Source organism: Nonomuraea antimicrobica (assembly GCF_039536965.1).
Classification (GTDB): Bacteria; Actinomycetota; Actinomycetes; order Streptosporangiales; family Streptosporangiaceae; genus Nonomuraea; species Nonomuraea antimicrobica.
The window spans coordinates 1-11,811 of the sequence record NZ_BAAAZP010000220.1 but is presented as its reverse complement, the minus strand read 5'-3'; the positions used below and the strand labels follow the sequence as shown (position 1 = coordinate 11,811).

Annotated in this window: 11 protein-coding genes and 3 pseudogenes; 3 read left to right on the top strand and 11 right to left on the bottom strand. The window is 62.3% G+C overall.

Annotation, left to right across the window (positions count from 1 at the left end; genetic code table 11):
- Positions 1-4: 4 nt before the first annotated feature.
- The gene (locus ABD844_RS47295; RefSeq protein ID WP_344894667.1) at positions 5-1,366 is read right to left on the bottom strand and encodes an HNH endonuclease; all 1,362 of its coding nucleotides are present in this window, start codon (positions 1,364-1,366) and stop codon (positions 5-7) included.
- Between the two features lie 311 nt (positions 1,367-1,677).
- Positions 1,678-2,093: pseudogene (locus ABD844_RS53510) on the bottom strand (HIT family protein).
- A 266-nt stretch (positions 2,094-2,359) separates the two neighbouring features.
- On the opposite strand from ABD844_RS53510, the gene ABD844_RS47290 reads away from it, so the two are divergent.
- The gene (locus ABD844_RS47290) at positions 2,360-2,857 is read left to right on the top strand and encodes a hypothetical protein (RefSeq protein WP_344894664.1); all 498 of its coding nucleotides are present in this window, start codon (positions 2,360-2,362) and stop codon (positions 2,855-2,857) included.
- 91 nt (positions 2,858-2,948) lie between these two features.
- On the opposite strand, the gene ABD844_RS47285 is transcribed toward ABD844_RS47290, so the two are convergent.
- The 3 genes and pseudogenes from ABD844_RS47285 to ABD844_RS47275 form a co-directional block, all read right to left on the bottom strand.
- A complete protein-coding gene (locus tag ABD844_RS47285) occupies positions 2,949-3,350 on the bottom strand; it encodes a hypothetical protein (RefSeq protein WP_344894661.1) in 402 nt (133 codons plus the stop codon).
- 205 nt (positions 3,351-3,555) lie between these two features.
- Positions 3,556-4,410 (bottom strand): annotated as a pseudogene (locus ABD844_RS47280) (IS3 family transposase); the annotation flags it as partial.
- Positions 4,411-4,461: 51 nt separating this feature from the next.
- Positions 4,462-4,830, bottom strand: coding sequence for a transposase (locus ABD844_RS47275; RefSeq protein WP_344894658.1), 369 nt, complete (start codon positions 4,828-4,830; stop codon positions 4,462-4,464).
- A gap of 55 nt (positions 4,831-4,885) precedes the next feature.
- Here ABD844_RS47275 and ABD844_RS47270 point away from each other — a divergent pair, with 55 nt between their 5' ends.
- Complete coding sequence (locus tag ABD844_RS47270) at positions 4,886-5,194, top strand: hypothetical protein (protein ID WP_344894655.1); 309 nt, start codon at positions 4,886-4,888, stop codon at positions 5,192-5,194.
- Positions 5,195-5,236: 42 nt separating this feature from the next.
- On the opposite strand, the pseudogene ABD844_RS53505 reads toward ABD844_RS47270, so the two are convergent.
- The 6 genes and pseudogenes from ABD844_RS53505 to queC form a co-directional block, all read right to left on the bottom strand.
- A pseudogene (locus ABD844_RS53505) lies at positions 5,237-5,506 on the bottom strand (DGQHR domain-containing protein); the annotation flags it as partial.
- On the bottom strand, positions 5,499-6,740 hold the full coding sequence (gene dpdA, locus ABD844_RS47265) for a tRNA-guanine transglycosylase DpdA (RefSeq protein ID WP_344894652.1): 1,242 nt from the start codon (positions 6,738-6,740) through the stop codon (positions 5,499-5,501). The gene dpdA and the pseudogene ABD844_RS53505, both read right to left, overlap by 8 nt.
- A 178-nt stretch (positions 6,741-6,918) precedes the next feature.
- Complete coding sequence (locus ABD844_RS47260; RefSeq protein WP_344894649.1) at positions 6,919-7,503, bottom strand: DGQHR domain-containing protein; 585 nt, start codon at positions 7,501-7,503, stop codon at positions 6,919-6,921.
- 193 nt (positions 7,504-7,696) lie between these two features.
- Entirely contained in the window at positions 7,697-8,059 is a 363-nt protein-coding gene (gene queD / locus ABD844_RS47255) for a 6-carboxytetrahydropterin synthase QueD (RefSeq protein ID WP_425568777.1), read from the bottom strand.
- Positions 8,056-8,694, bottom strand: coding sequence for a 7-carboxy-7-deazaguanine synthase (queE, locus tag ABD844_RS47250; protein ID WP_344894646.1), 639 nt, complete (start codon positions 8,692-8,694; stop codon positions 8,056-8,058). Before queE ends, queD begins: the two co-directional genes overlap by 4 nt.
- A gap of 7 nt (positions 8,695-8,701) precedes the next feature.
- Entirely contained in the window at positions 8,702-9,403 is a 702-nt protein-coding gene (gene queC, locus ABD844_RS47245) for a 7-cyano-7-deazaguanine synthase QueC (RefSeq protein WP_344894643.1), read from the bottom strand.
- Positions 9,404-9,832: 429 nt separating this feature from the next.
- Between queC and ABD844_RS47240 the strand changes: the two genes are divergently transcribed.
- Complete coding sequence (locus ABD844_RS47240) at positions 9,833-11,122, top strand: IS256 family transposase (RefSeq protein ID WP_425568776.1); 1,290 nt, start codon at positions 9,833-9,835, stop codon at positions 11,120-11,122.
- Positions 11,123-11,811: the final 689 nt, after the last annotated feature.

The following is an 11,811-nucleotide window of genomic DNA, read 5'->3' as shown; positions in this document are numbered from 1 at the left end:
CACCTCACCCATCCGAAGCTGGACCAGTTACCCGGCCAAGGTTGCGTGACGGGCCACTAGTACTGCCTCGGGTTTTGATCGCGTGGCAGTTCGGACACAATGCAATCATGTTCGCCGGGTGGTCACGGCCCTGGGCGGCCCGTTCGTCGACGTGGTCGACTTCGAGGATGGCATCACCCCTGTCAGTGACATCAGCCGGTTGGCCACCGCAGTCTGGGTTCTCGCACATGCCCTGGGCACGCAGCATCACGGCAATGCGAGCATCCGCAGAGCGGAAGTAACGGTCAGAAGCAGTGCGGGTCGTTCTGCCGTGGTTGAGCGATTCCTTACGCTCTACTGACGCACACAGCTTGCGATACTGCCGGCCTGCATCTTGTTTGGTAACCGCAGTAGGCGCTTCTGTCTCGAAGGTTTCGTCGTGCGTCTGCTGGTCATCTTGAGCAAGCCGTTCTAGTACTGACTGTGGCCATTGATCGCGGAAGGGAGACGGCACCGGGGCCAGTACCCACGCGAACTCGTGCCGCCACTGCTTGTCCTCGCCCTTGCCCCACACCAGGCGCCGATCCACGATAACGGTCCACGTGTCAAATCCCCATTCGCCGCCGGCGGGCTGGTGCCAGTACCTGATGGGCTTCTGCTCCTGCTGGCAGACGAGCAGTTGTGCGTTGCCTCCGCCTTTCAGAGTTTGGTCGCCGCTCAATCCTTGACCGCGGTACTCAATCAAATCCGTGCCAGGAATGGTTCGGTCGTCGTAGGGGCCCTTAGCGTTGGAGAAGACGCACATCAGCCCATCCTCGAGGGTGCCGATTCCGCCGGCAGACTGGCCACCTAGCTCTGCGTGAATTGCAGTGCGCTTAGGGAACGCCACGGATCCGGGGATCGGAAGGATCAGGTCAGCCTCTCGGCCGGCTGGCAGTACACCGTCCAGGCCAACGGCAGCAACCAGCCCCACCGGAACGGGGTTGAAGAAGCGGGCCAGCAGGGTCGCAGCCGCGTTCGCCACCAGACCAGGGTCCCCACTCAGCATCGCATACACCGCCGGTGTGAAGCCGGCTTCGGGATTGACCTGGTCAAGCACGCTGATAGTGGGCCGGCGTCGCCCGGGCGGGGGGGCAATCCGGTCCGCGTCCTTGATCTCCCAGAGGGCATCCGTGGCGTGCAAGGTCCAGAACGGGTACTGGGCGCTATCGGCCGTGGCACCGTTGCCGTAGGCCGCCTCGAGTTTCTCAAACGCGGCGCGCGTCTCCCGCCAGGTGGTTAGCCGCGGCGCGCCAACGGCAACGCGGCCGAGTAGCCACAGCAGCAGAAGAGGACGATGCGTAGGGGCGCTGCCTCGCACAGAGCGAGGGGACAGCTGGCCGATCATCTTGATAAAGCCACGTCGAGGGGTGGGGGAAGTAACCACGTATAAACGCTAGTGGGCTGCCCCGACAAAATAGGACATGTCGGTGGACGTGACCGGACCATGTCCGGGGCAATCCACCATTGGCGACATGAGCCGCGCCTATCCTCAGGCTTCGCCTTGGCGGGAGGTGCGCAGCACCAGCGTGCCGTTCTGTGATCCGTCCTGGCGGCTCTCCCCTGGTACCGAGATAGGGAGTTGAGGTATGGCCGGCGAGCACGTAGGGAAAGGCGCCACACCAGGACCCACGGATTGTCATCGCCAGGCGGGCCCATTCAGAGATGAGGACTGAGGCGCTTGGCGATCCCGTCGGTCTCATCGAGGTCGAGACGAGGGACCTCCCCCGACCGCGTGCCACCGTCGGGCAGAGTGCCGGCGACATGGAAGTGCACATGGGGGACGGTCTGGTGCGCGGGCACCCCGTTGTTCTGCCAAACGGCGATGCCCCGGGGTCGTAGGCGGCCGTGATAGCTTGGGCCGCCCGCCGCACGGCGTCCATCAATTGTTGCTCCTCCGCCGGGGCCACGTCCATGACCGTCGGGCGATGAGCGACCGGGATCACCAGCACGTGGCCCTGCCCACGCTGCCAACGCGTGACCAGGATGGCGACCTGCTTCCCCCGCTCCAGAATGGAGGCGGGGCTCAGCCCGGCAAGGTAGTCGCAGAAGGGGCGCCGGTCCGCGGATGGCATGGATATCGGCGTGTCCCCAACCTTTCCGCATCTCGTCAGGTTTTCGTGACCGTGCACGGATCGCCCGCGAGGTGGTCAAGCACCTGGTGATCCACCTTGCCTGTCGCTGTGAGGGAAAGTTCCACCTCTGTCTCCTGACCCGGTCGACGCGTCCTGGTAGGTCACAGCGTCACGCTACGCTGCCCTCTGACCGCCGGCAGCCCAAACGCGGCACAGCTCCGCTTCGCAAGACCCGTCGCCCGTAGCATGGTTGTAGGTTCAGTCGGGTGATCGAGTTGCAGGACGGGCCGCTCTACAAGTTCTCCGAGTGGCCGAACGACCAGGTACCCCGGCTGGCGGCCGGGGTTTACACCGTGTGGCGCGAGGACGAACTCCTGTACGCCGGCATGAGCGGGCGCGCGATGAAGCAGGAACAACTGGTGGCCACGCCCGGCCAGGCGCGGGCGGCGGTGGGGCTGTGGACCCGGCTGAAGGCGCACGCGTCGGGAAGACGGTCGGGCGATCAGTTCAGCGTCTACGTCTGCGATCGGTTCGTCGTTCCGGTTCTGGCACCGCACCAACAGGCCGAAATCGGCCACGGTCGTCTCAGCCTGGACCAGCTGACCAGGGACTACATCCACGAGCACCTCGGCTATCGCTTCCTCATCTGCCGCGATGGAGCAGAAGCCAGTGAGATCGAGCGCGCCGTCCGCGCCGGAAGCCTGAAAGCGGGCCTGCCGTACCTGAACCCCCTCAAAGCCAAGGCTGCGGCACGCATCGACTAGGACCTCTCCGGCTGCAGGTCGACTTGTCGCTGGACCGCCCAAGGCAGGTCGCCGATGATCAAGGCGTGGTCGTGACGATAGCCGCGCATGCTCACTCCGCCCCGGGCACCGGCCGCGCATGCCGATGATCCAGAAAGGCTTCCTTGGCCGCAGTCCGTGCTTCCCAAAAGTTCTCGATAGCCTGCCGACGCAAGTTTCGCACCATCCGCTCGTCCGCGAGGTATGCGAGCCGTCCATAGAGCTCTGCTCTTCTGCGGTGGATGTGGAACTGCTCGCCGGCCTTTGTTTGCGACGGTAGGTTCCTGTCGAGTTCTGCCAGTTGGTTGTCGAACTGCCGTAGTTCGTCGTGGATGGCAAGGCGGGTCAGCCCATCCGGTCGTTCCCCCACCTGCCAGTCCGAGGTCGGTGACAGTTGCTTGTACCGAGCCAGCCAGAAGTCGAGTTGTCGGGGATTCGATTCCGACTTCGCCGAGATCCGGCGAGCGGCGCGCAACCGGCGCCGTACGTCCTTCGCGGTCTGATTTAGACTGCGAGGCCTGTGTCCCTCGTCTCGGCCGTGTGCGGTGAGGAACACATCCAGGGGCAGACCGCTGTGACCTGCAGAAGCGTTGAAAGCACGTCTCCCGCGGTAGGACGGGACGCTAGCTATGGGCCCATGGCAGGCTCTCGTGTCAATCCCCCACAAACGTGGAGACGGTCTATGCCACAGCGGTCCTCAACAGGGCCGAAGAGGCGTGTCTCTTCTCGATGATGTGACGTTCGAATGTGATAGGCGCCAAGCCGTCGTTGGCGCTGTGCCGCCGGGTGGTGTTGTAGAAGTCGGCGATCCAGGTCGCGATCTTCAGGCGGGCCTCGGCCCGGGTGCGGAACCGGTGGCGGTGCACGTACTCGACCTTGAGGGTGCTGTTGAACGCCTCGGCGGCCGCGTTGTTGAGCGCGCAGCCCACCCGGCCCATCGACTGGATGACGCCCAGGCGCCGGCATAGCTCCTGGTAGCGGGCAGCGGCGTATTCCTTGCCGCGGTCCGAGTGGAAGATCACGCCGTCCACGTCGCCGCCGCGACTGGCCGCCGCCATCTGCAGCGAGGCGCAGGTCAACGCGGCATCGTGATGCTCGGACATGGCATAATCGAGCAACCGGCGCGAGAACAGGTTCTCGACCGTGGCCAGATACAGCTTGCCCTCGTCGGTGTCGATCTGCGTCACATCACCGCACCACAGCACGTCCGCAGCGACCGCGGCGAACTTCCGCCGGACCAGAGCCGGAGCGGCCGGCCGCTTGCCCTGCCGGGTCAGCGAGCGCGCCCTGGGCCGTCTGCGGGCGACCAGGCCGAGCTCAGCCATCCTTGCTGCGACCGTGTTCTCCGACACCCGCCAGCCCGCCTCATGCAGGTCACGGGTAATGCGAGGCGAGCCATAGGTGCCGCCCGACGCCTCGAACAGGCAGGTGATCTCCGCGTCCAGGTCTGCCCGCCGGCGCTGGCGGGCGGTCGGCGCGTCCTGGCCGATGCGGTTCTTCCACTTGTAGTACCAGGACTGCGAGACGCCCAGCGCCTGGGTCGATGTTGTGCTCGGTCTTCTGGGAGCTGATGAAGGCCGCCACGTCTATCGGCCCATTGCCTCTTTGACCCACAAGACCACGGAACGCTTGAGCAGATCACGCTCGTCTTCCAGCTCGGCGCGTTCCTTTTCCCAGGCCGCCTTCTCGCGGGCGTGATGCTTGGCCAGCTCAGCCTTGTCCCGCCGCAGCCGGGCCAATTCCTCCTGCTCGGACTCCTTCAGCGTTCCGCTCCCGTCGCCGTCGCCGTTGTACTGCTCAGCGAGCCAATCCATCTGCTCCCAATTGTGCAGCGTGTACGGGCTGATCCCCAGATCTCGCGCCACCTGAGCCACGGGCTTGCCAGTCTCCTTCACGATACGCAGCGCCCCGGCCCGGAACTCCGGATCAAAGCGCCGCCGCGTGTCTGCTGCCACGACCAAACCTCTCCCGGTTTGGTCTCCACGCTATGGGGGGGATGCACACTCGACCATGGAACTCAAGACGACCGATCTGCCGCAAGCGATCCGAACCATCGAGAAGCTCGATCAGGACTGTCTGAACCTGCGGGGGCAGGTGACCTTGCCCGCGGACCGCGGATGGCAGGCCTACATGAACTGGGCTGAGTCAGCTGAGGTTGTGCTGGGCGGAGTCTTCGCGGACCCCGAGATCGCGGCCGCCATTCGCGCCGACCGCTACTGTCATATCGCTTCGCACAGTACGCCAGCACGAATGGCGGCTCTCATATCGGCCGAAGTGGAAGCACAATCGGCGCTTTGCCTCGTTGATGGGGACAACTAGTTCCCCAGGCACTGAATAACCGGCCTCGTGGCTCGCGATTGCGGGCTCGAAGCGAACATATTTGTCGAAGGCGAGCACCAGCGCGTTCGGCAATATCGGATTCTCAGACTCGAGATAGCGCTGGATCGCACTTATATGGCTGGCGGACTCGGGGCGCTGGTAACCCAGAAGGTGGCCGGCCGCATCACGACGTATACGGGAGACGGCGGCGAACTCATGTAGTCTCTTACCATCGACAGCAAAGCAATATATACGGCGCAAACCTTGCCGGACCTCCAAGGCCGGGAGACGAAGAATCTGCTGGTCAGCCACTAGTGCTCCTGCCCCCAGGACATTCGATGCGGCGCATCCTGCCCGCGAACACTGACAAGTTATGGAACCCGCGCCTCTTGTTCCGTTCAGAGCCGCGGAAGATGACTATCTCGATGCCGTGCGCCACGCAGATTGTACACTGACATGATTTCCATGGCTTTGCTCCGAGAGTGGTCCGGTAAGCTGACGCCTTACTCTTCTTCTTTCCCGGTTCAAGCAATTGCTCATACTCTTCGAGGATCTCTATCACTCTCTCCACAGTTTCAGAGCCTTGGTCATATGCTCGAAGGCACTTCAGACACTCTCGCTCCAAAGCCTTGGCTTTAGCACCCGACACCTCTCCTGCCATGATCCGTCGTTTGAGTGCAGGGTTTCCATCGACTTGTGGCACACGGATAGCGGTATACGTTTCATTCTCTGCGTAGTAGTTGTTGCGGTCATCCATGAAGGCCTGCCGGAAGGGCGACGTACTGTCGAAACTGGTGACGCCATAGATAGCGAATTCTTCCATCGACTGCACCCGTGTGATCCCCAGCAGGTGTAGCTGTGTAGCAGGGTGACGTATATGGTCGATTTCCTTCAGACAGGCGAGAATATCAGACGTCTTCAGCGGCACCATGCCGCCAAGTGCTATGCGCTTATAGCCGATCTGTTGCAGCTGCTGAACACTATCGGCATAGCTCGCAGGACTCCATCCCTGAGCTGCACCGACAGGCTCGATTTGGTTTCCCCTGAACTGCACTGCCTCGTAGAAGTCGGCGGCATACTGGAGGGTGATTTCCCGGCGCTTTTTCCATGTCGGATTAACCTCCTCGTCTGAGACTCTTGGGTCATAGCCGAAGATTACGTGATCGATGCTTATTCCTGCATGGAAGCCACATCGTTCATAAAACTCTAGAACTTCCTCGATCGTATAGGGAGGAAGCTCCTCATCGAAATAGTTGAAAGAGCCGCAGTCGCCTAGCGTCGCGACGTTGACAGGAAGTCTAAAATACTTCGAAACCCCTAGCCGATACAGCCGCTCTCGCTGCGGCATCGAATACTTTCCCGCCCCCTTCACGGAACCATCCACGATTGCCTTACTTACAAGAAGGCCGTAATAGGGCGACGATTCAAGGATTTCGTGCGCATATCTGTCATCACGCTGCCGTACGCGATACGGAGAGTGTTCTTCAGTAACGAAGTTGAAAGTCGGGCTGATCTGATCCTGACTATCCGGAAAGTAGAACTTCATGTGCGCCCTCTACGTGCGTTCCAACAAGTGAAGATAAGATAATCCGGTAGGCGTTGTGGACACCATGCTTGCATTCTCGATCTCGTTCGCCATCGCGCCCTGTTACTTCTAAAACCCAGGCGCCCGCCCTCACTATGCCGCCAGGGTTTCCTAGTCCTTCCTCCCCGTTTCTAGTGTGTCAGCCGTGCCGAAACGGACTGTTCACCTCCGGAAGAAACTCCGCAATCCGTCCCCGCGGCAGCTGTTTGGTGTGATTGACCCTAACGAACTGTTCCTGTTGCAGCTTGACTGTGTCAGCTATGAAGGCAGTGATTGGAACTGGGAAGTCACGCCGGCGTGACTGGGCAAGCGCCAAAGCACGCTGCTGGCCGTCGACAATCGAGGCCGGTTTGGGCTTGCCCTCCTCAGGGAGGGGAATCAGGAGCCTCCCAGTATCTGAAACGCCATCGTCAGGATGTCTGTTGCCACCGCGAGTGGACCTAAATCGCACACCTGAGGGCAAAGCCACGATGATCGAGTTTGGGAAGATCGGCAGGTCGCCATTCAAGTATTGGACTATGCCTTGGACGTGCTCCTTCACCTCGGGACGCTGGTAGCCGGTCAGCTTCCCCGCCTCATCTCTACTCACCCGGGGGATGTCGGCGAGCTCCAGGATCTGGTTCGCACGCAGCATGAACAGGTAGAGCGGATGGTCCTCCGTCTGGATGATCCGAAGAGCTCGAACCTCGAGTGCTCCCGCCTTCTGCGGTGCCATCATCGCCATGCACCACCCGAAGCCCGCTGCTCGTCCCTCAACAAGCCCCGCAAGCGAACCTGTTTGCAGAAGAGCCCGAAGCATCGCAGCTTGCGGAGCAGAGGGGTAACCGATAATGGCCAGTGCTGAAACGGCTCTCGGCTGTGAGTCCCAACTGCCTTCAGCGCTGTGCCGCGGCTGTCTGGCGTTCCTTGCCCGGCGATCACGAGTTTTCCCCTCGGTAGATGCATCCCGAAGTGCATGTCTCACGAACGTGGATCGCCGATAGCGGCAATGAGCCGATCAGACGGTCCCAGATCCACTGGGCGAGGACTTCACTGGTGGGGTTCTCGAGCCCTGCGATCTCGTTGAGATAGTAGTGATCGAGTTGATCGAGTAGGGGTTGGAATGCCTTCTTGACGTCGCCGAAGTCCATCAGCCAGCCGGTAGCAGGATCGACCTTGCCGCGGATGTGTACTTCCACTCGGTAGCTGTGTCCGTGAAGCCTGGCGCACTTGTGACTCTCAGCTAAGTTCGGCAGCCGGTGGGCCGCTTCGAAGGTGAATTCACGAAAGATCTCGATCAACGGATCCCCAAGAGCTTGTGGGTCTGGATGCTCAGCTGCCACTGCGGATGGTCAAGGCAGTATTCGATCGCCGCTTTGGTGTTGGCGACAAGGTCTTCGCCGTCCATCGGCTGAAGCAGGAAACGATCGAAGTCAAGGTCTTCGAAAAGCTCAGGTTCCGCCCCAGCCTGCGGGTAGACCAGCTTCAAGTCGTGCCCCGACGTCAGGACGAGCTCGGTACCGGCCTTAGGACTCACACAGATCCAGTCGATGCCCGCGGGAGCTGCGCAGGTGCCGTTGGTTTCGATGGCCACCTCGAACCCCTGAGCATGCAGAGCATCAACTGCTTCTGCGTCAAGTTGCAGGAGCGGCTCGCCGCCTGTGCAGACCACGTAGGGCCGGCTGCGTGGGTGAGACTTGCCCACCCACACCTTGGCGACCGCTGCGGCAAGATCGGCAGCCGTCTGAAATCGTCCTCCTCCTGACCCATCCGTACCGACAAAATCCGTATCGCAGAACTTGCAGATCGCCCGGTGCCGGTCCTGCTCCCTTCCTGTCCACAGGTTGCAGCTAGTGAACCGGCAAAAGACAGACGGCCGTCCTGTATGGCTGCCTTCGCCTTGCAGCGTGTAGAAGATCTCCTTGATCCGATACATGCGCAGATCAAGCCGTCGCAGAGAGGGACGGATCGACCTGACCCAGCTCCGCGAAGCCTCTGCCACGAAGAAGGCAAGAATCGCAAGTCTCACAAGCACACCCATCGATGGGGTCGTAGCAACTGTGGGTCAGGGAGTAGTCGACGCCCAGCGCTAGGCCGCGCTGAATCGTCTGCCCCTTGGTGAGACTGATCAGCGGCGTGTGAATCTTCAGCTTCTGTGTACCTTCAACACCGGCCTTCGTCGCAAGGTTGGCCATACGCTCGTAAGCCTCGATGTACTCCGGCCGGCAATCGGGGTAACCCGAATAGTCGAGTGCGTTGACCCCGATGAAGATGTCAGACGATGCAAGCGTCTCGGCCCAGGCAAGCGCGAAAGAGAGAAACACCGTGTTACGAGCCGGCACGTACGTGACAGGAATTCCGGCGCCCAGATTGTCAACGCTCTCGTGATGTGGAACGTCGACGGAGTGATCGGTAAGTGCGGACCCTCCAAAGACTGCAAGGTTGATGTCTGCGATCACGTGTTGGGTGGCGCCGAGCTCAACGGCAATCTTCTTGGCCGCCTCGAGCTCCTCGATGTGACGCTGTCCGTAGCGGAAGCTGAGAGCATAGGTCTCAAAACCTTCCTCGCTGGCGATCGCAAGGACGGTTGTCGAGTCGAGGCCGCCGCTTAGGAGCACCACAGCCTTGCGCTTGTCTGTATCCATTTGATCACTCCCTGTTCTCGTGGCTGGCTCTTGAACGCTTATGAGGGACACGACTTCTGAACGTCGGTCGATACCGTTCCTCTAACGCGCCTCCGACAAGTTGCGTGCCAACAGTGTGCCGCTTGCCACCGACAAATCGGTCCAGGAAGCCGCAGGAGGCAACCGCGTTCTGGTTTTTGTCCTGGAAGTACGTGTTCAAGAGGTATGCGCCCGGCTGAAACCGTGCCACCTAGTTCTCAGCCACTAGGTCGTACGCCTCCCATAGACCGGAGTTCGGCCGGTTTCAGAACATCCACCCCAGAGGTACGCGACCACTGCCGAGAGCAATGCTTGAGATCTGTGGATCATCGGGAAGGGTGTACCTTCCCGATGATCATGTGGATCCACAAGCATGACCGACGCGCCAACGTCGGTCGGGAAGGCACACCCGTGCTCACCGTAGTCCCTGACCCCGCCGACGGCGACCGCGCCGCGGCCTCTGCTTCCCCGTCGCCAGCGCTGATCGACGAACTCGTGCGTGAGGGCGCCCGCCGCATGCTCGCCGAAGCGCTCAAGGCCGAGGTCGACGCCTATATCGCCGCCTTTGCCAACGAACGCGACGAACACGGCCGCCGCCTGGTCGTCCGCAACGGCCACCACCAGCCCCGCACCGTGCTGACCAGCGCAGGCGCGATCGAGGTGCACGCCCCGCGCGTCAACGACAAGCGCATCGACGAGACCACCGGCGAACGGCGCCGCTTCTCCTCGGCGATCCTGCCGCCCTGGTGCCGCAAGAGCCCGGCCATCACCGAGGTACTGCCGCTGCTCTACCTGCACGGCCTGTCCACCGGCGACTTCGTCCCGGCGCTGGGCCAGTTCCTCGGCTCCAGCAACGGGCTATCGGCGCCGGTCATCACCAAGCTCACCGAGCAGTGGAAGGCCGAGCAGCGCGCCTTCGCCGAACGCGACCTGTCCGGCGTCGACTACGTCTACCTGTGGGCCGACGGCATCCACGTCAACATCCGGCTGGAAGAGCACAAACTCTGCCTGCTGGTGATGATCGGCGTGCGCGCCGACGGCCGCAAGGAACTCGTCGCCCTCACCGACGGCTACCGCGAATCGACCGAGTCCTGGGCGGACCTGCTGCGCGATTGCGCCCGGCGCGGCATGCGCGCCCCGGTGCTCGCGGTCGGGGACGGCGCGCTGGGCTTCTGGTCGGCTCTGGCCGAGGTATTTCCGCAGGCCAAAGCCCAAAGGTGCTGGTTTCACAAAATCGCCAACGTGCTCGGGGCGCTCCCGAAGTCGGCCCACCCCGGCGCGAAGAAGGCGCTGGCCGAGATCTGGAACGCCGAGAGCAAGGACCAAGCGCTGGCCGCAGTCGCCGCCTTCGAGACCGCCTACCGCGCGAAGTTCCCCAAGGCCGTCGCCAAGGTCACCGACGACGTCGACGAGCTGCTGGCCTTCTACGACTATCCGGCCGAGCACTGGCGGCATCTGCGCACCACCAACCCGATCGAGTCCACTTTCGCCACCGTCCGGCACCGCACCAAGGTCACCAAGGGACCCGGCTCCCGCGCCGCCGGCCTGACCATGGCCTTCAAACTGATCGAGTCCGCCCAGAGGCGCTGGCGTGCGGTCAACGGCGCCCATCTGGTCGCTCTCGTCCGCGCCGGGGCCATCTTCATCGACGGCAAGCTCGTCGAACGCCCCGAAGAAACACCCGTCCCCACAGCCGCCTAGGAACTCATGATCCACAGGTCTTGACTATTGTTCACTGCCGAGACGGGCCCTCGGTACGCCATCTCCCAGCCGAGCGCCCACCGCGGCAGTCCGCGAGAAGGTGATGAGCCAGCTATTCGGAGAGCCGCTTCTGATATTCATCGAGCACGACCACGGCTGAGTCTTCGTCGGGATCGGGGCTCGCTGGCACGCGCTTGCTCCAACCTCACGCGCCAGCGGGCGCACCTCGGTCGTTAGCAGTTCAGTGGCACCGGCCGCCCAGGCGGCGATCAGCTGCGCCGAGATGCGGGAGCGCTTCTCTTGAACACACGCGAGAGCAGCTTGGACCAGATCCTCACCTGCCCCGGTCGACGGCTTGTAGAGAGCGGCTGCCGGACGCGGCCAGCACTCGTACCAGGCGCGGGCGACGGGCGCCAGCAAACCTCGGCCACTGACACGCGGGACGCTAGCCAGGGCGGGCGAGATGACTTGGCGATCTCACCGCCCGGGAGGTGCCAACGAGTCAGCTCTCATCGGCCAGACTTCTCCACAATCCAGAGCGCAATGAGGCAGCGAGAGGCTATCTTTCATGACCTGTCAGAACCGCGCTTCGCGTTTCTTAGGAGGTCGAATGGCCAGCCTGTACAGTGAGGCTTTTCATCCGTGGGTGAGCTCGTAGTTCTGCAGGACGGTGATCGCCTTGCATAGCT